Genomic DNA, 21,174 nt, shown 5'->3' with positions numbered 1-21,174 from the left:
CCCCCGGTCCTGCCTCGCCTCGGCTATGGAACGCGATCGAGTGCTTCGTAGCAGGTGCGGGTCAATCTCTGCGCACGGTGGTCCGGAACCTCGTAGAGGCTCTTCATCTTGTTCGGCAGGAAGGCGAAGGAGAACTCCCGTTCCGGGTCGCCGAACGCCAATGCCCCGGTGGCTCCGATATGACCGAAGGCGGGACGTCCGAAGTCCGGCCACAACGGGCCTCCCGGCAACATGAACCCCGTGGCCCAGCGCGTGTGCAGACGAAAGACCTCGTCCAACCCCGACGACCGTTCGGCCGTCGCCCTCTGCAGCCATCCTCTGGTGAGCAGCCGGCCCTCGGGGATGTCGGACGACAGGGCCGCGAACAACTTGGCGACAGCACGGGCGGTGCCGTAGGCAGCCGGGCGCTCGAGGCGGTGGTATGCCGGATTGTTCACGTCGTCGGGGGTCATGGCGGACGAGCCGAAGGTCGCCCGGTAGAGGAGGGAGTCCCTGTCCGTGAGTCCGTCGGCGTACTCCTTCAGGGGGACGGGCACCGTAGCCGGTGGGGGAGATGCGGCCGGGAATATCCGGGCGAGCCTTCCGGTCTCGTCAGGGCCGAGCCGCATGTGGAGATCGAGGGCGAGCGGGCCCGCGACCCGTCGGTGAACCGCCTCGCTCGCAGCATTGCCGGTGATGCGGCGGATGAGTTCACAGATGAGGAAGCCGAAGACGACGGCGTGGTACCCGTGGGCCTCGCCGGGCGTCCACAGCGGGGTCAGACCTTCCAGCTTCCGTAACACGCGCCACCGTTCCAGCTCGTCCTTCAGGCTCACCGGATCTGCAAAGGCCGGTATGCCTGCGCGGTGGGACAGCACGGTGGCAATCGTGATGCACGACTTCCCGTGGGACGCGAACTCAGGCCAATAGCGGCTCACGGGCGCATCCACGTCCACGTGCCCGAGCGCCGCCAATCGCCACAGGGCAGTGCTCAGCACCGCCTTGGTGATGGAAGCGAGGGGCAGCAACGTGTCCGGGCCCCAGGTCGCTCGCCGGTCCGCGTCGGAGTGTCCACCCCACAGGTCGGCAACCACCTCGCCCCGGTGGTAAGCACAGAACCCGAAGCCGAGATCGAGTCCGGAGGAGAGGTGCTCGGCCAGGACCTCACGCACGCGTGCGAACCGGGCGTCGACGGTGCCGTGCACGTGTTCGGTCATACCTGGCCCCGGGTCTTGTGAAGCCGTACGGGAAGCGCCGTGAGGCCGCGGAGAAGCAGGCCTCTCGACCATTCGAGGGTGCCCCGGTCGGCCTCCACCCGCACACCGGGAAAGCGCCGGGCGAACGCGGTGAACGCCACCTCGGTCTCCAGTCTCGCGAGGCCGGCCCCCAGACAGAAATGGGGGCCCAGGCCGAAGGCGAGGTGCCCGCTCCCGGTCCGCTCGGGGCTGAGCTCGTGCGGCCTGCTGAAGCAGGCACCGTCACGGTTGGCGGCAGCCAGCCCGAGGAACACGCTGTCGCCCTTCTCGATGGTGTGCGGTCCCACCACGATGTCCTCACGGGCGAACCTCGGTGTCGCGACCTCGACGGGGGAGCACAGGCGGATGAGCTCCTCGACGAGTCGAGGGGCACCGTCAGGTTCGTCGCACAGCCGGTTCCACACCACAGGGCTCTCCAACATCGCCAGCAAACCGGTGGAGAGGAGGGCGGCGGTGGTCTCGTGACCGGCGACCAGGATGATGAATCCCATCGCGGTCAGCTCCCGCTCCGTCATGCGCCCTTCGTCGACGGCGCGGACGAGGCGACAGAAGAGCGAGTCGTCGGGGGCGGCACGCCGCGTTTCCGCCAGGGAGAGCAGGTAGTCGGAGAGCTCTTGCACCGCTCCGGGGATCAGGGCCTGTTCGTGGTCGCCCGCGGCCACCAGGAGCCGCGCCCAGTGCCGGAAACGCCGCTGATCGGCGCGCGGAACTCCCAACAGCTCACAGATGACTCCCAGCGGCACCGGTGCGGCGAATTCGGCGACGAAATCGATCAAGGCGCCGGGTTCCAGGCGGTCCAACGCCTGCTGCACCACCGATTCCACGACCGGGCGCAGCGCGGCGATGCGTGCGGGCCGGAAATCAGGTGACACCAGCGCACGCAAGCGCGTGTGCTGCGGCTCGTCCACGGTCAGCAGGTGCTCCAGAAACGGCCTGGAGGTGCCCCCGCTGCGATTGAGGTGAGCCGCGTGCCAGTCCGCCCCGGCGAACCTGGAGTCCTTGGAGAGCCTTCTGTCGTGGGCGAACGAACGGACGAGTCCGTGGTCGACGAGCAACCAACAGTCCACTCCGGTGGGCAGCCGGACCCGGGCGAGCGGCCCGGTGGATCGCAGCTCGTCGTAGAAGGGGAACGGGTCCGACTTGAAGATGTTGTCGAACACCGGCATGGCGCGTGGGCGTGGCCTCACGGATTCCCCCGTCCGAAGACCACCGGGTTGAACGGTGAGTCCGCGATGTCGCCCACCGCTCGGCCCGGGAAGTAGACGAGGTCCACCAACTCGGTACCGAACGGCTGTGGCCGCAGACGCTTCCCGTCCTCGAAGAAGAACGCGGTGAAGGCGTAGCGCGGAACTCCCGTCACGTTGCGGTCCGAGCGGTGGAACACCGTACCGGCGTGGAACAGGACGTCGCCGGCGGCCATGTCCGGGCACCGGAACGCATGCCCCTTCGCCCGCAGGTGTTGCGTGACGTCGCTGTCGGACATGCCGCGGACGTCGAGCATGCCCTCCTGGTGGGAGCCTCGGGCATAGACGACCGCACCGTCTTCCCGGCTCACGGGGGACAGGGCCACCCAGGCCGTCACCACTTTGTCGAGGAGGGCGAAGTACTCGTCCTGATGCCAGGGCACGGGAGGATTCGCGGTGTCCTTGTACAGCATCGAGTCGTGGTACACCCGGATCCTGTCCATTCCCCCGAGCCGACCGGCGATGGAGCCGAGCCTCCGGTGCACCGACAGGTCGGCGAACTCCTCCCTGATGCGCCATAGGTTCGAGATCACCTGGACCGACTTCGTCCGGGCGAAGGTGTATCGAGGATCGTCATCGCGGTCGCCGGCGTTGTACGCCGTGCGTTCCGCCGCCAATGCCCCGCGCAGCAGTTCCGCTTGCTCTGCCGGGAACACACCGGAGATCTTGACGAACCCGTCCTGGTGGAAGCTGCGCACCTCGTCGGCCGTCGGCCACTGCTCACTCGTCATCTCGTAGACCTTCCCGTACGTCGCTCACGAGTGCGCCCGGTTCGATGGAGTCCAAGGTGATCCGCCACGTGACCTTCGAGGCCTTCGGCGGTACCGGGTCGGCACGGTGCATCACGATCCTGTTGTCCCACAGGAGCACGTCGCCGGGCGTCCACGCGTGGACGTAGGCGAAGGGGGTGTCCTCGACCGCCGCATACAGTTCGGCCAGCAGTTCCGCGCCCTCCGCGTCCTCGGCGGCGCAGACCTCCGCCAGCATCATCTGGTTGAGGATCAAGGACTCCTCACCGGTGACGGGGTGGCGACGGACGAGGGGGTGCCGGACGTCCCGCAACGCCTCCAGAAGTTCGGGATCGTCGATGCCGGCAGCCCTGTGGTCGGCGGCCAGGATCGACCGCACCGGGTAGAGGCCCGTGGCGGCCGCGCTTCTGGTCCTCAACGAAGACGGCAGGGTCCGGTGCACGGCACGCGCGTCGACGAAGCGGGTCGCGCCGCCCCCCGCAGGCGCCACGACGCAGCCCAAGACCGTCGCGGCGGTGGGCACGGGGCGCCAGCACCCGTCGGCATGCCAGTACATGCCGCCGCCTGCCACGCCAAGGCCGGGAACCGACGTCTGGTGGCGTATGTAGCTGCTGCCCGACAGCCGGTGCGCCACCGGCCGCACGACTTCGGGCACCCCGAGCGCCAGCGCGAAGGCCTCCAGTGATGCGGCGGTCAGATGTCGTGCGGGGACCCGTACGACTCCTGCGGTGTACAGGATCTCGAGCAGGGCGCCTCTTTCCGATCCGGACAGCGGACGCCCGAGGTCCACACCGGTCACGACGGCCCCGAGGCCGTGTGTGGTCAGCGGGCGGGCTCGCACGCTCATGCCGCCGCTCCGGCAGGAAAGGCCAGGACGGTGGTGGTCGTGTAGTGCAGGACCACTCGGCCGTCGACCGCGTGGTGTCGGAAGAGTTCGGCCAGCCGGTGTTCGAGCAACGGGCGCAGGGTGTCGTGACGGCCCGGTGCGTAGGAGGTGGAGTCGACCCGGTTCCAGAGTCCGTCCCGCGTCAGCGCTTGCTCGTGGCGAACCTCGTACACCCGCACGGACGCTTCGCCGGGCGCGACCGCCCGCATCAACGCGACCGGGTCGGGGTCCTTCGCCTTCGCCTCCGCGTACGTGTCGAGGAGGGCGGCCAACAACTCGTCCAGCGCCGGGCAGAACGCACACTCGCGGCACCGGACCTCGTTCCACAGGGCGAGCAGAGCACCACCGGGACGCAGGACGCGGGCGAACTCCCGTCGAGTGCGCGCAGGATCGAACCAGTGCAGGGACTGCCCCATGGTGATCGCGTCCACGGAACGGGCCGGCAGGCCGGTGGCTTCGGCACTTCCCGCGAGCGGAAGACAGGCGGCATCGTTTCCGAATGTTCGGAGGAGCACCGTCCGCATCGCGGGGTTGGGCTCGATCGCACGCACCCGGTACCTCAGGCGGAGCAGGCTTCCCGTCAGGATGCCCGTACCTGCGCCCACGTCCGCCAGCACGGCCGGTGGCGCGACACCGGCCACCGAGGCCAGCGGGGTCAAGGACGCGAGCGGATAGCCCGGGCGTCCTCGGGCGTAGGACGTGGCCCGGCTCGTGTACACGTCAGTGGGAGGCAGCATCACGAGATTCCTCGGTGCAGGCCCTCAGCAGCGACGCTGTCAGAGCGCGGTGACGACGTGCCCACTGTTCCACGGTCGCCCGCGGAACCCGGTGTGCATGGTGCCAGTAGTGCCCCACCAAGTGCGGTCCCTCGTCCGCGATCACCAGGTGGAGCCCGGGTATGCGGCGCAGCGTGCCGAAGTCGTGTCCACGCAGCAGGGGCTCTTCGACCTTGCCGATGACCTCCACGACTTCGACCTCGGGTCCGTCCACCTGGTGCTCCCTCCGATAGCTGGTGTAGTTGACGCCGAAGTCACCGAAGTAGGTGTCGAGCGGCAGACCGCGAAAGGCTCGGGTCGTTTCGAGCAGTTCGGTGGCCGGGTATTGCGCGTGTGTCGAAAGCGTCGCGAGCGTGCCGTCGACCTGTCCCGCCAGCTGAGGGGCGCCCCACCCCCGAACGTGCACGGGTAGGGGGAACGGCATGGTGAACGGCCCTATCGTGGCCGCGTGCTGCTCGTCGACGCGGGAACTGCGGATGACGGACACGCAGACGGTGGGCAGGCCGGTGACTTCCGCCGCCAAGCTCGCGTAGGTGCTCAGGACGAGCGAGAAGGGAGCGGCCCCCAGTGCGCGTGCCGCGGCCCGCAGCTCTTCCAGGTCGGCGAGCGGTTCCTCGGGGGTGTACCGGGTCGACGGATGGGCGGCGGTCGCCCTTCCCGGGCCGGTACCGGGCAGCCATGTCGGACCCTGAACTCCGCTGAAGAGTCCGGAGAAGTACTGCCGGGCCCCATCGGACGAACGGGCCAGGTAGTCGGCTTGAGTCCGGGCGTAGTGCCCGTACTGGAGCGGAACGCGGAGCGCGGGAGGTGTCCTGCCGTTGCGCAGCTCCCAGTACGTCTGCCGCACTTCATTGACGAACACCGACAGTCCCGCCCCGTCGAACTCCAGGTGGTTGCCGGCCACGATCAGCACGAACCGGCCGTCCGGGAGGTCGAGACAGCGGAGCCGCCACGACGGGCGCAACGTCGGGTCGGGTACGCCCGAAGCCAGGCTCGCCAGTTCATCGCTGACCACTGCGCGACGGTCCCGCTCGGAAGTGCCCGAGAGGTCCCGGAACAGGTCGGCCTCCGAGGGCATCACCTCAGCGACGGAGGAGATCACGGTGCTCCTGCCCTCGGGGTAGTGCTGCCGCAGGACATCGTGGCGGGCCACGACCGTGCGCAGGGCCTCCAGCAAAGCAGCCCGGTCGAGCTCGTCGTGGAAGATCACCGGCACCACCCGGTGTCCGTACCCGGTGCCGCGGATCAGACTCAGCCAGCGACGCTGTTCCAGGGAGAGCGGCGGTTCAGGAGATGACGACGGCTGTTCCGGAGCCGGCTCGGCCAGGGTGCCGAGCAGGAACTCCGTGATGCCGGCGATCGTCGGATGGCTGACGAGCAGGCGCGGCGGCAATGGTGCTGTGAACTCGCGCTGCAGGCCGTTGCGGAGCTGGATGAGCGACAGGGAGTCCAGCCCGAGCAGTTCGAGCGGGTCGTCGGGCCCGAAGGACTGGGGTACCTCGGCGTACCGTCCCACCCGCTCGGCAATGCCTCGCACGAGCACGTCCCGACGCTCGGCGACGGGAACCTCCCTGAGCCGGGCCTCCAGTGATCGATCGGGATCGGGCCCACGGCCCGGGGGTGAGGTCGGGCCGGCGCCCAGGCCCGCGTAGAGCGTGGAGTCACGCAGCTCGTGCGCAGCGAGGAACACGTCCCAGTCGTTGGGAAGCACCAGCACTTCAGGGATCGCCGCGTCCAGGCGGCTCATCAGCACGGACTCCGCCTCCGGGGCGGTCAACGACCCGAGGCCGCGTTGCCGTAGTGAGTCCTTCAGTCCGGCATCGTCACTGACCCGTCCCACCTCCCCCAGCACCCCCCATGCGAACGAAACGCCGGGCAGACCCCTGGCCGAACGGAGCAGGGCGAGTCCGTCGAGGAAGGCGTTGGCGGTGGCGTACGCGGCCTGGCCGTAGTTGCCGTGCACCGCGGTGGCTGACGAGTACAGCGCGAAGAAGTCCAGCGGCGCCTCGTGCTGCGCCGCGGAGACGTGCAGGTTCCACGAACCGCGGACCTTGGCGTCCAGCACGACGGCCACCTTGCTCCAGTCCGTCTTTTCCACCAGACGATCGTCCAAGGCGCCCGCGCTGTGCACGACGCCGCCGATGGGATGCCGGCTCAGCCGCCGTGCGGCGAAGAGACGGTCCACCGCAACGGCGTCCGCTACGTCGACTTGGGCGGTTTCGACCGCGACTCCGGCCGCGACCAGGTGCGCAATGCGCTCGGCTGCCGGGCCAGCAGCCGGCCTGCGGCCGATCAGCAGCAGGTGGCGGGCGCCGGCACGGGCCAAGACCTCAGCGGTCCAGAGGCCCGCGCCCGTGAGCCCGCCAGTGATCAGGTACGTACGGTCGGAACGAATCCGGGCCCGCCGGGGTGTGCGGTGCGCTGCGGGTGTCAGACGTGCGGACAATGCCGCGCCGTCTCGAATCGCCAGTTCGCGGTCCGCCCCGCCCTCGGCCAGACATGCGTCCAGCGCGCGCAGGTCCCTGGCGGAGGGGGTCGCGGGCAGATCGACGAGCGTGGTGCGCAGCTGGGGCTGTTCGAGGGCGACCACCCGACCGAGACCCCAGAGTGCCCGCTGCGAGGGGGACACCACATCGTCGGCCGACACGTGCTGAGCGCCGTGGGTGACGATCCAGAGCCTGGGAGGACGGCCGACCGTGTTTCCGGCGGTCAGCTCGTGGACGACGTCCAGCACGCGGGTGACGTCGGGCCGCAACGCTTCGATCGGGTCGGCGGCCTCCTGCGGCGTGGATGCCTCGAACGTCATGACGAGATCACGTCCGTGCGCGGTCGCGTCCGGAGGGGGCGTCGTCCGTGTGGCGGTGCCCGGCGAGCCGTCCGGGCGCGCGGCGCCGGGGTGGTCCGGGGCGAGGGAACGACTGCGGACGGCTTGCGGTACCCATCGGATCTCGAAGACCGGCTCACGGACCGTGGAATCGCCAGTGGGGCCACCGTCGTGGACGGCGGGCGCCCCGATCCAGTGGCGGCGTCGTTCGAAGGGGTACGGGGGCAGGTGTGCCGGTCGCCCGCCCCCGCCGTTGACGGCGTCCCAGTCGAGGTCCACCCCGGCCTCGTACGCCGCTGCCAGGGCCCGGGCCAGGTCGTGCGCCGCGTCTCCGCCCCGGCGCAGGACCGGGATCCACGGTCCCGGATGGTCCGGGAGCGCCTCACAAGCGAGCGACAGCAGTCCGGAGGAGCCGCTCAACTCCACAAACGGCCCGGCTCCTTCAGTCAGAGTTCGGGCGAGGCCACTCGCGAAGTCCACCGTCTCGCAGAGGTGACGCGCCCAGTAGGCGGGTTCGGTGACGTCGGCGTCCACACCGGCCTCGCCTTGCACGGTGCCGATGAGCGTACGGTCTGGAGGACAGAGCCCTATCCGGTCGAACGCCTTCATCAAGCGGTCGACGGCCGGACGCATCCACCGGGAGTGACCCGCGCGGAGCGAGCCGAGGGCCCTGACGTCCGTTCCGTGCGCTGCAGCCACTCCTGTGAACCGTGTGAGGTCTGCCTTCCGGCCCGACACCACGGTCTTCTGCGCGCTGTTGACGGCGGCGACGTCGACCTGGAGGCCGGATTTCGCGATCAGCCGCCGTACCGTCTCGACGTCGCCCATGACCGCTGCCATCGTGCCCGACGGATCGGTGCTTTCGATGGCCCGGCCGCGCTCGATGGCGACGTACATCCCCTCCTCGGCCGAGAACACGCCGGCGGCGCAGGCCGCCACGTAGTGGCCCAGACTGTGTCCCAGAAGGATGTCGAACCGGACGCCCTTGGACTCCATCAGCCGGAACAGGGCCAGCTGAACGCCGAACGTGACCGCGTGCACCTCGACCACGTCGTGGATCGCGGTGTCCTGTCGCTCGGGGTCGTACAGGAGACGGCCCAAGGTCTGACCGATTTCGGCGTCGACCACACCGTCGAACTCGTCGAGCGCGCTGCGGAAGACGGGTTCGGACTCGTAGAGCTGCCGCCCCGTCCCCCTCCGCTCCGTCCCGTGTCCGCCGAACAGGCCGACAACAGCGCCCGAACCCGGGCGCGGCACGGGAGGACCGCTCTTGCGGCCGATCTCGCGGGCCACCGAGTCCGCGGCGGCTGCGACGACGGCAGTGCGACGGGCGTGGTGGCGTCGGCCCGTGCCCAGGGTCCTTGCGAGATCGGGAAGGGGAACCGCGCCGAGGGAGGGGTCCTGGTGGGCGTTCAGGACGCGCTCCATGCCATCGGCCGTCCGGGAGCTGAACGGAAGCACGTACCAGTGACGCGGCTCGGGCCGGGCGGGCGCCCGTCGGGGCGCCTCCTCGAGGATCACGTGCGCGTTGAACCCGCCGATGCCGAAGGCGCTCACCGCCGACCTGGCCGGCTCCGCACCCGTCGGTAGGGGGTGGAGCCGACCGGCGACGCGGAAGGGTCCGCCATCGAGGCGCAGTTCCCGGTTGGCCCGACGGAAGTGCACGGTGGGCGGGATCTTCCCGTGCCTGAGCACGAGCACCGTCTTGAGGAAACCGGCCATGCCGGACGCCCAACCGAGATGGCCGACGTTCCCCTTGATGGATCCGATCCAGCAGGAGTCGGTGGGCAGCGCGCCGTAGGCCCGGCGCAGCGCCTCGACCTCCATCGCGTCGCCGACGGGGGTCGCCGTGCCGTGAGCCTCGACGTATTGAATGGAGGCGGGCGGGACCGCGGCCGCCTCCAGAGCCATCCGGATGGCGCGTTCCTGTCCGGCGACACTCGGTGCGGTCATGCCTGCCTTCTCCGCACCGTCGTTGGATATCCCGGTGCCCCGGATCACGGCGTAGATGTCGTCGCCGGCCGCGAGTGCTGCCTTCAGCGGTTTGAGCGCCACGACGCTCACACCGTTACCGAAGACCGTTCCGGCGCTGCGTTGGTCGAACGGGCGGCAGCGTCCGTCGGGCGAGAACGGCATGGACTCGCCGTAGAGGTATCCGGACAGCTGAGGCACGGCGACCGACGCCGCGCCGGCCAGCGCGACGTCGCAGGTGCCGGAACGCAGCGCCTGGACGGCGGTGTGCAGCGCGTAGAGCGCGGTGGCGCAGGCCGCGTTCACGTTCACGCTCGGCCCGCGCAGGTCGAGCGCGTACGCGGCACGACCCGCCAGGAACTCCTTGTCGTTGGCCAGCAGGACGTTGAAGTCATCGACGGACGACGTCAACGAGCGCACGCCCAACTGGGGAAGCAGGTTGTTGAGCAGGTAGGTACTGGGACCCGAGCCGGCGTACACGCCCACCGAGAGGTCGGGGCCGGGGACGCACGCGGCGTCCTCCAGGGCCTCCTCGCAGCATTCCAGGAAGAGCCGCTGCTGCGGGTCCAACAGGGACGCCTGCTGCGGGGGGATCCCGAAGTACCCGGCGTCGAAGTCCTCGATGTCGTGCAGGACTCCGCCCGCCCGCAACCGGCCGGACGCCTGCGGCCGGGTGTCGAGGCGGGTGATGCTCTCCTGTCCGGACAGGAGGTTGGACCACAGTTCCGCGATCGTACGGGCACCCGGGAACCGGCAGGCGAGGCCCACCACGGCCACCGGCTCGGACGCGCCACCACTCGCCCGCCGCGGAGGTTCGACGCGGTCGCGCGGCCGGCAGCGGGAGTCCAGGTGACCGGCCAGGGCGCGTACGGTCGGGTGTGCGTAGGCCTCGAGGACGGTGACTTCCACTCCCGAGGAGGCCGATATCTTGCCGGCCGCCGCAGCGGCGAGCAGTGAGGTTCCGCCGAGGTCGAAGAAGTTGTCCGTGCTGCCGATGCCGGTGAGTTCGAGCTGCTCCTCCCAGATCCGGGTGATCAGCCGTTCGGAGGGCGTCCGCGGCGCCGAGTACGCCACCTGCAGGGGCGGCCGATCGGGCGTCACCTCGGGCAGGCGCGCCGCGTCCACCTTGCCGTGGGCGTTCAGGGGAATCGCTTCGACGCGGAACCAGACGGAGGGCACCGAAGGAGCTGGCAGGCGTGCGGCGAGGTACTCCCGCCACGGTGGCTCGACCACGCGTACGCCGGGTGTGCGTACGCCCGGTACGCGTTCGTCGTTCGTCACGCGTGCAGGGCGGGGGCCGTCCGTCGCCGGCCGGGGACGGACGTGGGCGACGAGCCGGAGTCGGCCACTGGGAGTGGGCAGGGCGGTGACGTGGGCGTCCTGGACGTCCGGGTGCTGTACGAGGAGGGCCTCGACCTCGTCCGGCTCCACACGGTGCCCGTCGATCTTCACCTGGCGGTCGGTGCGGCCGGTGAACCGGAAGAGGCCGTCGCGTAGAACGGCCCGATCTCCCGTGCGGTACCACCGCCGGCCACCGTGCTCGGTGAAGCGCTCGGCGGTCAGGCGGGGCCGCTGCCTGTATCCGCGTGCAAGGCAGTTTCCACCGAGCAGGAGCTCGCCCTCTTCGCCATCCGAAACGTCGGTGCCCGAGGCGTCGACCAGACGCGTGGCAACGTGCGGCAGAGGTCGTCCGATCGGCGGCAGGTCGGGCCACCGGGACGCGTCGCTGTCGAGCAGGTGACTGGTGACGACGTGGGTCTCCGTCGGCCCGTACTGGTTGTGCAGGCGAGCCCCGCCCAGTCGGGTGAACCATGCGCGGATCTCGGGGGTGACGCGAAGCTGTGAGCCCGCGACGAAGACCTGCTCGATGGTGGGGGACGCAGGACGGCGTCGCCCGGAGTCGGCCACTGTCTGGAGGAAAGCGGTCGGAAGGAAGAGCCGGGTGATGCCGGCCCCGGCAACGTAGTCCAACAAACGGACGGGGTCACGCCGTATCTCGTCGGGGACGATGTGCAGCGTGCCGCCGAAGGCCAGGCTGGTGATGATCTCCTGCCAGGCGACGTCGAACGTCACGGCTGCTGACTGCGCCGTGCGGGCATCGCCGGTGCGGTCCTCCGCGGAGAGGTGCCAGTCGAGCAGTCCGGTCAGGGGCCCGCGCCCCATCTCCACCCCCTTGGGTTCGCCGGTCGACCCGGAGGTGTGGAGCACGTACGCCAACTCGTGTGCGCGATCACCGGACAGCTGATGGCGCAAGGTCACGGGAAGTGGCTCGCACACGAACCTGGGGATGCCACCGGGGGGCTGCACCTGCCGGATCACGTAGCGCGCACCGGCGTCCGCCAGAATCGTTTCTGCCCGTCGCTCGGGTTGTGATCGGTCGAAGGGGACGCATCCCCGCCCCGATCGCCACACGGCAACGGCGGCGACGACCAGTCCGACCGAACGTGGCATGTCTATGACAACTGGTTCGAAGGATCTGCTGACCTTCGCCAGGTCCGCGGCCAGTTCTGCGCTCAGCTCACCGAGTCGGCGATAGCTGATGGCGCCATCGACATCGGTAACGGCCGTTTCGTCCGCTTGCCTGTCGATGGCCGTCAGGATCAGGTCGAGAAACGACATGATTAGGAACCCGCCGCTTCCGCGTCGCTGCGCAGCAACCGCAGTCGCTCCGCTGGAATGCCTGCCCGGAACTCCGGATCGGTGACACCCAATCCTGCGCTCGGGGCGAGGCACAGGACGCCCACCTTGCCCAGATGGAGGTTCCGGTGTACCCGGTGGACGCCTTCCGCGGCCTTCAGCAGCGGGTGCACCTCGGACAGGCCCGGCATGACCCTGCCCAGGCTGACCAGCCTGTTGGCCTCGGTCGCCTCCTGATAGTTGGCGCCGTGGCTGCCGACGATCCGCTTCAGGTTGGTCCAGAGGTGGCGGTTGTCGTAGTCGTGTGCGTACCCCCCGCTGGAGCCGCAGGTGACGATCGTGCCACCGCGCCGGGCGAGGAAGACGGAAGCACCGAAAGTCGGCCGGCCCACGTGCTCGAACACGCAGTGGGGATCTTCACCGAAACGATCTCGGATGCGGCTGCCCAGCCACCGTCGCCCCGCAAGCGAAGCGAGACCGTCGGGACCGGGCACATCATGGCGGTCGATGACGAGATCGCATCCGAGGGCCCGGGCGACACGCGCCTTCCGCGCATCGGAGACGACGCCGATCACCTGGCAGCCGGCCGCCTTGGCCAGTTGGGTCGCGTAGACACCGAGCCCCCCGGTGGCGCCCCAGATGAGCACGAGGTCACCAAGCTTCACTCGCGCGCCCCGGTCGCTGATCAGCATCCGGTACGCCGTCATCAGGCACAGGGTGTTGCAGGCCGCTTCCTCCCATGTGAGATGAGCGGGTTTGGGAAGGAGCTGGGTGGACTTCACGATCGAGTAGTGGGCGAGACCCCCGAAGTTCGTCTCGTAGCCCCACGCGCGCTGGGAGGCGGAAAGCATTCCGTCCCATTGGGTGGCAGGGTCCTGTTCATCCGCATGGAGCGTGCTCACCACCACGTGGTCGCCCACGCGCCAATGGCGTACGGAAGCGCCGACCCTGACGATGACTCCGGCCGCATCCGAACCCAGAACATGGCGGTCCATCACATGCCTGGTCAGGCCTTGGTCTTCCCTTGCCGACCTGTCGATGAGGCGGAAGGTGGATACGGGGCGGAAAGTGGCCGACCAGACGGTGTTGTAGTTCACGGCGGACGCCATGACGGCTATCAACGCCTCGTCGGGCGCGAGCTCGGGAAGCGGCACCTCCTCGACGTGCAGGGTTTTACGGACATCGATGTCCGAATCGTCCGCACCTTCGAAAAGTGACTCATCGGATCGTCTGATCACGAGACCGAGAGTGGAGGTCGGCGCCGCACATCGTGCGAGTTCCTTGCCCGATAAACCCGAGAGCACGGCCTGTGTCATGGCGGGAGCCAATGCCGCTCCTCCTGTTCTGTGAGCGAATATTCGTCCGACCTGATCGAGTGGCACTTCTGCCGAATACCCGGCGAGTGTGCCCTCGTGGCATCGGACGGTCAACCGTCAATTCCAGCCTCCGGCCTGCTTCACATCTGACACTTGTAGGACACCAGCCCCACCTGCCAAACGAATTCAATATCGCCTCTGGTGCCTCTAGGTTTCAGGCGGTTCTGGCGACGGTTTCGGGGGCCTGTAGGACGGGATCGGTGACCGCCCCGGTAGTCGCCCCGGTAACCGTTCCGGTCACCGCGCCTTCGGCGCCGTGACACATGGTGTCGCGCAGTGTCACGCGCCGTCACGCGCGTACCCCGTGAACAGCAGGCTCGACCCAGGTGGGGAGCCACCGGCTCCGGCTGTGAGGACATCTCTGCCGAGTTGGAGGAGCATCTATTGCTGTGGGGCCTGTACGGCGCGCTGTGCCCCCGGTGGGCACGGGGCGGCGCACATCGGTCGGCCGCGAGGAGGAAGGCCATGATCGTCGACTGCGCACACTACCGCGACGGGCATCGACAGCATGAGGGCGCCATGCCCCTGGAGCGGGCGGCCGCGCGCTGCCGGCAAGGCGGATTCGTCTGGCTGGGCGTTTTCGAACCGGGCCCCGAGGAACTGGACCGCGTCCGCGAGATCTTCGGACTGCACGAGCTCGCCGTCGAGGACGCCGCCGCCTTCCACCTGCGGCCGAAGGCCGAGCAGTACGAGGACGGTACCGAACTGATCATCCTGCGCACGGCCCGCTACGACGACGAGCGCGAGGAGATCGACACCGGCGAGATCAGTGTCTTCCTCGCCGACCACTTCGTGATCACCGTCCGCCAGGGCATCGCCAGCGAGCTGCACGAAGCGCGGAGCCGGCTCGAAAGTCGCCCCGAACTGCTCAAGACCGGCAGTGCCGCCACGCTGTGGGCGATCCTCGACCAGGTCGTCGACAGTTACGCGCCGGTCGTCGGCGAACTGGAGCGCGACATCGAGCAGATCGAGGCCACGGTGTTCTCCGGGGCCGTCGCCCCGACCGAACGGATCTATTCCCTGCGCCGTGAGGCCACCGACTTCTACCGGGCCGTGCACCCGCTCCTCGCCGTGCTGACCCGGCGGCTCCAGCCCGGCAGGACGCCGCTCCCGCTCCAGCCGTACATGCGTGACGTGCACGACCACCTGCTGCTGGTCAACGAGGAGGTCGCCGCCCAACGCGATCTCCTGACCACCGTCCTGGAAGCGAACATCGCGGTGATCTCCGTGGAGCAGAACAAGATCAACCTTCGGCAGAGCGCCACGATGGAACGGCTCACGATCCTCGCGAGCGTGTTCCTCCCCCTGTCATTCGTGGTCGGGTTCTTCGGGCAGAACTTCGCGTGGTTGGTCACCCACATCAGCAGCTTCGCGGCGTTCCTCGTCCTCACCGTTCTCGGGGTGCTGTTGCCGTGCCTGATGCTGTACGTCTGGCTGCGCCGTCGGCGAAGCCGGCCGACGCCGCCGATCCCCGAGGTGAGCCAAGCCGGACGGCACGCCCCGGCAACCTCGGCGAAGTGAAGGCGGCGGCGCCGGTCGGCCTCATCACGGACTGCGCCACGCCCCGGCCGGGGTCGTCGACGGGCCCACCGCCGACGGCTTGGACCCCGGCTCGCAGCGGTACCGCTCCTGCGCGATGCCCAGCCTCACCGGACCGACGACCCGGTACGAACCCGTCGTGCCCAGCACCACCCGCTTTCCGCCGAGGACTCAGCGCCCCAGTTGGGCGTCGAGCCAGGCGAGGACCTCGGGGGTGACCGGGTCGGTGATGTCCGCGAACTCCTGGTGCTTGGTGAGGAACTTGGCGACGTAGGGGCAGACGGGCACGATCCGCTTCCCGGAGGCGCGGACGTCGGTCAGGGCCTGCTCGACGAGGATCGCGGCGAGTCCCTGGCCGGCGTAGGCGTCGTCGATCTCGGTGTGGAAGAAGACCCGCTGGTCGTCGCGGTCGCGGTAGGCCGTCAGGCCTGCGCGGTCGTCGGCCACGAGGATCTCGTAGCGGTGGCGGGTGTCGACGCGGCGGACGGAGGGGGCGGGGGTGGCGGTCTGGTCGCTCATGGTGGGCCTTTCGGTACGGGGTTCAGCGGCGGGAGGGGTTCTTGCGGGGTGCGATGACGGCGTTGGGTAGGGCGGGGGCGGGCAGTCGCTCACCGGGGTAGCCGTCGACGGTGCCGAAGCGGTCGGAGGCGCGCTCCCATTCGTTTCGTGCATCGACGATGTCCTGGTGGCTGCGGCCGATGAAGTTCCACCACATCACGACCTCCTCCTCGAAGGGCGGGCCGCCCAGGAGGACCGTCCGGGCCGGGCGGTCGGAGCCGTTGGTGAGGGTGAGGGTGGTGCGGCCGGGAGCGGCGTAGCCGAGTTCGGCCGGGAGCAGGGGAGTTCCCTCGAGGCGGACGTCTCCCTCGTCGACGAGGAGTCCGTGTTCGAAGCCGGCGTCGACGTCGAGGGTGACGGTGGCGCCGGCGTCGATCAGGACCTCGGCGCCGAGGAGCGGGGTGTAGGTGCGTACGGGGGAGGTGTCGCCGGCGAGGGTGCCCAGGAAGACCCGCAGTTCCGCGCCGGCGACGCGGAGCGGCTCGGGTGCGTGGTGCTGGAACTCGCGCGGTGCGTGGCGGTGCTCGCCGGGGAGGGCCACCCACAGTTGGACGCCGTGGAGGACGGTGGTGCCGGGGGTGGAGACCTCCGTGTGGCTGATGCCGTGTCCCCCGGTCATGAGGTTGATCTCGCCCGGGCGTACGAAGGCGTGCGTGCCCAGGCTGTCGCGGTGCTCGATCTCCCCGCTGAACAGCCAGCTGACGGTCTGGAGTCCGGTGTGCGGGTGCGGGGCGACGTCCATGCCCCCGGAGTCGGCGACCCGGTCGGGGCCGTAGTGGTCGGCGAAGCACCAGGCCCCGATGAGGGTCCGGGACCGTTGCGGCAGGGTGCGCCGTACGGTCATCGCCCGCGGCCCGCCCAGCGGGACGTCCCGGGCGGTGAGGACCTCGACCGCAGCCTCGACCTCGACCTCCGTGTGATCCATCTCCCGGCCCTTCTCCCGTAAAGTAGTTTCGCTTTCAACAATCTTCGATGATCATAATACCGATGATGATCCACGACAAGCAGCTGAAGGAGCACAGGGTGAGCGAGACGGTACGGGCCGCGACAGTTGCCCGGAACGACGGCCGGATCTACCTCGACAAGCAGAGCCCCGCCGCGTACCAGGCGCTGGTCAAGACGGCCGACGCCGTCCGTGCGACGGCTGCCGAGGCCGGCCTGGAGCGGATCCTGGTCGAGCTGGTCAACCTCCGCGTTTCCCAGCTCAACGGATGCGCCTTCTGCCTCGACGTCCACACCCGGGCCGCGCTGCGCGCCGGAGAGACGACCCGTCGCCTCGGCGTGCTCGCCGCCTGGCGGGACACCGAGCTCTTCACCGCCCGCGAGCGCGCGTCCCTCGCGCTGGCCGAGGCCGTCACCCACCCTGCCGACGCCCTCGCCCAGGAGGGGGCGTACGCGCAGGCGCGGGAGGTGCTGGACGACGACGAGATCTCCGCCGTGGTGTGGGCGGCCATCACCATCAACGCCTTCAACCGCGTCTCGATCCTGAGCAAACACCCGGTACGGGAGACACCCGCCCGCTGAACCCTGCGGCTCCGCCGCTCATCGGGCCGCCGGGACCGAGAGCCACCACAGGACCACCACCACGGGTCTGCGCGCCACGCCGGCCTCGTGTGCGCGGCCGGGTCCCACGACTGCACGGTTCGACGCACCACCTGTCGTGCAACCGTGCGCCCCTTGGCCCTGCTCCAGCTCCGCTACCGACGCCGGTTCGCCGGCGCAGCAGACCCGTACCCCGCCCGGCGGCGGTACCGGCGGAGGGCCGAGCGGTCCTCAGGAGCCGGAAGGTCAGTGCGAGCGGGGGGCGTACATGATCACGGCCATGCCGGCGAGGCAGACCAGGGCGCCGATGACGTCGTAGCGGTCGGGGCGGTAGCCGTCGGCGACCATGCCCCACGCGATCGAACCGGCGACGAAGATCCCGCCGTACGCGGCGAGGATCCGGCCGAAGTCGTCGTCGGACTGGAAGGTGGCCACCACCCCGTACAGGCCCAGGGCGATGACGCCGGCCCCGATCCAGATCCAGCCCTTGTGCTCGCGGATGCCCTGCCAGATCAGCCAGGCGCCACCGATCTCGAACAGGGCGGCTACGACGAACAGGGCAACGGAACGCGCGACGGTCACATCAGCTGACCCTACCCGCGGCCCGCGCCCGTGCCCGGCACCGGGTCGGCGGCCCCGACCTCAACACCATCGGCCACCGCCCGTGCCCAGGAGCGCAACCCGCTCGACCGAGGGCGGTTCCCCGGGCCCGGGGGCGCCGTCAGGTCACCGTGCCGACAGGCGCGGTGTACGCGGCGGTACCGTGCGCCGGCTGCCGGTCTTCTCGAAGGCCGCGGCGAGGGTCAGCAGGGCGTTGTCGTCGTAGGCACGGCCCGCGAAGGTCAGCCCGACGGGCATGCCGGTGTCCGCCATGGCGCCCATCGGCACGGTCACGGTCGGGATGCCGAGGTGGCGGGGGACCAGATTGCCGTTCGCGACCCAGACGCCGTTGCGCCAGCCCAGGTCGGCGGACGCCTCGCTGACGTCCATGTCGGCGGGCGCGACGTCGGCGACCGCGGGGAACACCACCGCGTCCAGGCCGAGCCCGTCCATCCACAGCTCCAGGTCCACCCGGCGCGTCTCCTCGAGTCCGCGCAGCCCTTGCTCCAGGTGCGGCATGTCGGTGAGGGACGCGTACGGGCGCTCGCGCACGAAGCGCGGGTAGTCGCCGATCGTGTCGTCGAAGCCTTCGTAGCGGTCGGGCAGTTCGCCTTCCTGCTTGGGCCAGATGCGGGTGCCGTCGACCTCGGCCAGGGTGGAGAGCTTCGGGTCGCCGTTGGCGCGCAGGAAGTCGTCCCAGGCCCAGGCGGACAGGTCCTCGATCTCGAATGTGAGGTACTCGCGGCTGACCAGCCCGCGGGTGAGCAGCGAGGGCGCACCGGGGCGGTCGGACTCGTAGTGCGACACGACGGGGAAGTCGACCTCGACGACCTCGGCGCCGGCGGCCTCCAGGTCGCGGCGCGCGGCTTCCCACAGGGTGATCACCGAGGCTCGCGTGTCGATGCGCTGCCCGGTCTGGCCGCCGATGCCTCCGTCGGGGTTCGTCCCGGCGCCGGTGTCGGCGTTGATGTACATCCTGGGTACGCCGACGCGCTTGCCGGCGAGCGCGTCGTGCGCGCCCCCTGCGTCTGCGGGTGCGAGCGCCGGGTAGGAGACGGGGCGCACCTGCGACGCCGGGGGCAGTTCCACCCACGGCTGGGCGCGCCACAGGTCCCCGCGCGTGTGCAGGTCGTCGGCGACGATCACGTCGAGCAGTTCCAGCAGGTCGGCCATGGTGCGGGTGTGCGGGACCACGACGTCCATGGTCGGTACGAGCGGCCAGTTCCCCCGGACCGAGATCACGCCGCGGCTGGGCGTGTAGGCGCACAGCGCGTTGTTCGACGCGGGGGCCCGGCCGGAGGACCAGGTCTCCTCGCCGAGGCCGAACGCGCCGAACGACGCAGCCGTCGCCGTGCCGGAGCCGTTGGAGGAGCCGGATCCGTAGGCGCTCGTGAGCCAGTCGGCGCTGTACGGGCTCTCCGCGCGGCCGTACACGCCGCGCTGCATGCCGCCGTTCGCCATCGGCGGCATGTTGGTCAGGCCGATGAGGACGGCCCCGCCCGCGCGCAGCCGTTCGATCGCGAAGGCGTCGCGCTGGGCGACGAGGTGCTCGAAGGCGGGGGAGCCGGACGCGGCCGTCAGCCCCTTCGCGAGGTAGCTGTCCTTCGCGGTGTACGGGATGCCGTCCAGCGGGCCGAGCGTCTCGCCGCGCGCGCGGCGTGCGTCGGAGGCCTCGGCTTCCGCGCGGGCGTCCGGGTTCATCACGACCACGGCGTTCAGAGCGGTGGCCGTACCGGGCCGGTCGTACGCGTCGATCCGCGCGAGGTAGGCGTCGAGCAGGCCGACCGCGGTCGTCTCGCCCCGCTCCAGCGCGGTGCGCAGGTCGGCGATACAGGTCTCCACGACATCGAATCCGCGCGTCATGTGGGTGTCTCCTGGGTGGTGAGTAGGACAGGCGGGCCGCTGGCCGTCGGGGCGACCGCGCACAGCCGGCCGTCACACACCCCATCGCTCTGACTAGATTTTCAGTCTAGACTAAAGGTCTAGATTTTTGGAACCTAGACTTGGGACCTGGATTTCCGGAACCGAAAGTGAGCTCATGCCGACGTCAGAGACCGGGCCCGCGCTGCCCGACCGCCTCCCCCCGACGGAAGGCGTGATCGGGTCGGCGGCCGCCGAGCCCGGCGCTGCCTCCCGGTCCGCGGGCCGGGTCCCGGTCGACCGGAAGCGTCAGCCCAGCGGGGACGAGGCGCGCGGGCGGGCGATGCGGGCCGCCATCAGCCTCATCGCCGAGAAGGGCACGGCGGGCCTGCGGATGTCGGACATCGCCGCGCGGGCCGGCATGAGCACCGGGCACATCCTCTACCACTTCGGCAAGAAGGACCGGCTCCTGCTCGAAGTCCTGGCATGGAGCCAGGCGGACCTCTGGACCCGGTTCCAGCAGGCCGCCGACCGGGCCGCATCGCCCGCCGAGAAGCTGGACCTGTTCGTCGGTCACTACCTGCCCCGCCACCAGGGCGACGAACGCTACGCGCTGTGGACGCAGGTACTGGCCCAGCGTCACGACGAAGCGGGCCGCCGCGTCCTGACCGAGCTGCTCGACGGCTGGGACGAGCGCCTGGAAGCCATCGTCCGTGAGGGCCGGGACCTGGGACAGTTCGCCGACGTGGACCTCCCCGAGTTCACCATCCGGGCCGTGGCCATGCTGAGCGGGCTCTCCGAAGACGTGATGTTCGGACGGTCGCGCTGGCAGCACACCTCCGCGCACGCGTTCGCCCTGTCCGCCCTCGAGCGTGAACTCCGTCCGCACGGTCGGGCGTGACCCCGCTGGCGCCGCCGCTCCGGAGTCGAGGGCTGCCGGCAGCGTCCCGCGCGTCCGCTATTCCGTCTTGCTGAGTACCGGTAGTCAGCGATACTGTCTACCAGTACCTAGTCACGCCGACTAGTGTCGAGGGGAGGTGTTCCATGGCCAAACTGCTGACGGAGATGCTCAAGGGCACGCTGGAGGGCATCATCCTCGCGTCACTGTCCGGCCGGCCCGCCTACGGCTACGAGATCACGGCACGACTGCGGGCGCAGGGCTTCGCCGACATCGCCGAAGGGACCATCTACGCGCTGCTCCTCAGGATGGAGAAGCGCGGTCTCGTCGACGTGGAGAAGGTCCCTTCGGAGAAGGGGCCGCCACGCAAGGTGCACTCCCTCAACGCTCACGGCCGGGAATACCTCGAAGAGTTCTGGAGTACGTGGAGCTTCCTCGCAGACCGCCTGGAACAGCTCCGCGCAGGGGAGGGTGAGTAA

15 protein-coding genes are annotated in these 21,174 nt (G+C 69.8%); 4 read left to right on the top strand and 11 right to left on the bottom strand.

Translation table 11 applies throughout. The annotated features are described in order from the left end of the window. Positions 1–23 precede the first annotated feature (23 nt). Genes OG207_RS04535 through ccrA form a run of 7 tightly spaced genes read right to left on the bottom strand, consistent with a single transcriptional unit; the run spans position 24 to position 13,638 of the window. Positions 24–1,196 carry a serine hydrolase domain-containing protein gene (locus tag OG207_RS04535; RefSeq protein WP_329096117.1) on the bottom strand — a complete coding sequence of 391 codons (1,173 nt, stop codon included), beginning with the start codon at positions 1,194–1,196 and terminating at the stop codon, positions 24–26. Further along, on the bottom strand, positions 1,193–2,422 hold the full coding sequence (locus tag OG207_RS04530; protein WP_329096116.1) for a cytochrome P450 family protein: 1,230 nt from the start codon (positions 2,420–2,422) through the stop codon (positions 1,193–1,195). Before OG207_RS04530 ends, OG207_RS04535 begins: the two co-directional genes overlap by 4 nt. Beyond that, on the bottom strand, positions 2,419–3,210 hold the full coding sequence (locus tag OG207_RS04525; RefSeq protein ID WP_329096114.1) for a phytanoyl-CoA dioxygenase family protein: 792 nt from the start codon (positions 3,208–3,210) through the stop codon (positions 2,419–2,421). The genes OG207_RS04530 and OG207_RS04525 overlap by 4 nt, the downstream gene beginning before the upstream one ends. Then, a complete protein-coding gene (locus tag OG207_RS04520; RefSeq protein WP_329096112.1) occupies positions 3,200–4,075 on the bottom strand; it encodes a TauD/TfdA dioxygenase family protein in 876 nt (291 codons plus the stop codon). The genes OG207_RS04525 and OG207_RS04520 overlap by 11 nt, the downstream gene beginning before the upstream one ends. Next, positions 4,072–4,851 carry a class I SAM-dependent methyltransferase gene (locus OG207_RS04515; RefSeq protein ID WP_329096110.1) on the bottom strand — a complete coding sequence of 260 codons (780 nt, stop codon included), beginning with the start codon at positions 4,849–4,851 and terminating at the stop codon, positions 4,072–4,074. The genes OG207_RS04520 and OG207_RS04515 overlap by 4 nt, the downstream gene beginning before the upstream one ends. Beyond that, entirely contained in the window at positions 4,835–12,304 is a 7,470-nt protein-coding gene (locus tag OG207_RS04510) for an SDR family NAD(P)-dependent oxidoreductase (RefSeq protein WP_329096108.1), read from the bottom strand. The genes OG207_RS04515 and OG207_RS04510 overlap by 17 nt, the downstream gene beginning before the upstream one ends. A 2-nt stretch (positions 12,305–12,306) precedes the next feature. Continuing rightward, entirely contained in the window at positions 12,307–13,638 is a 1,332-nt protein-coding gene (gene ccrA, locus OG207_RS04505) for a crotonyl-CoA carboxylase/reductase (protein WP_329096106.1), read from the bottom strand. A 525-nt stretch (positions 13,639–14,163) separates the two neighbouring features. Here ccrA and OG207_RS04500 point away from each other — a divergent pair. Continuing rightward, positions 14,164–15,219 (top strand): magnesium and cobalt transport protein CorA, encoded by a 1,056-nt coding sequence (locus OG207_RS04500; RefSeq protein WP_329096105.1) that lies wholly within the window; start codon positions 14,164–14,166, stop codon positions 15,217–15,219. 189 nt (positions 15,220–15,408) lie between these two features. Here the strand turns inward: OG207_RS04500 and OG207_RS04495 are convergent, their stop codons facing one another. Together OG207_RS04495 and OG207_RS04490 are read right to left on the bottom strand one after the other, a co-directional pair. Next, positions 15,409–15,756 (bottom strand): GNAT family N-acetyltransferase, encoded by a 348-nt coding sequence (locus OG207_RS04495; RefSeq protein WP_329096103.1) that lies wholly within the window; start codon positions 15,754–15,756, stop codon positions 15,409–15,411. A 22-nt stretch (positions 15,757–15,778) separates the two neighbouring features. Beyond that, complete coding sequence (locus OG207_RS04490; protein ID WP_329096101.1) at positions 15,779–16,720, bottom strand: pirin family protein; 942 nt, start codon at positions 16,718–16,720, stop codon at positions 15,779–15,781. 47 nt (positions 16,721–16,767) lie between these two features. Here OG207_RS04490 and OG207_RS04485 point away from each other — a divergent pair, with 47 nt between their 5' ends. Then, positions 16,768–17,319, top strand: coding sequence for a carboxymuconolactone decarboxylase family protein (locus OG207_RS04485; RefSeq protein ID WP_329096099.1), 552 nt, complete (start codon positions 16,768–16,770; stop codon positions 17,317–17,319). 264 nt (positions 17,320–17,583) lie between these two features. On the opposite strand, the gene OG207_RS04480 is transcribed toward OG207_RS04485, so the two are convergent. Both OG207_RS04480 and OG207_RS04475 read right to left on the bottom strand, forming a co-directional pair. Next, on the bottom strand, positions 17,584–17,919 hold the full coding sequence (locus OG207_RS04480) for a YnfA family protein (protein ID WP_329096097.1): 336 nt from the start codon (positions 17,917–17,919) through the stop codon (positions 17,584–17,586). A gap of 144 nt (positions 17,920–18,063) precedes the next feature. After that, positions 18,064–19,800: an amidase gene (locus OG207_RS04475; protein ID WP_329096095.1), complete on the bottom strand. Its 1,737-nt coding sequence runs from the start codon at positions 19,798–19,800 to the stop codon at positions 18,064–18,066. Positions 19,801–19,975: 175 nt separating this feature from the next. On the opposite strand from OG207_RS04475, the gene OG207_RS04470 reads away from it, so the two are divergent. Further along, positions 19,976–20,698, top strand: coding sequence for a TetR/AcrR family transcriptional regulator (locus OG207_RS04470; protein WP_329096093.1), 723 nt, complete (start codon positions 19,976–19,978; stop codon positions 20,696–20,698). A gap of 143 nt (positions 20,699–20,841) precedes the next feature. Further along, positions 20,842–21,174, top strand: coding sequence for a PadR family transcriptional regulator (locus OG207_RS04465; RefSeq protein WP_329096092.1), 333 nt, complete (start codon positions 20,842–20,844; stop codon positions 21,172–21,174).

Origin of the sequence: Streptomyces sp. NBC_01439, from assembly GCF_036227605.1 — a bacterium.
Taxonomy (GTDB): domain Bacteria; phylum Actinomycetota; class Actinomycetes; order Streptomycetales; family Streptomycetaceae; genus Streptomyces.
This window is presented reverse-complemented; position numbering and strand designations above follow the sequence as displayed.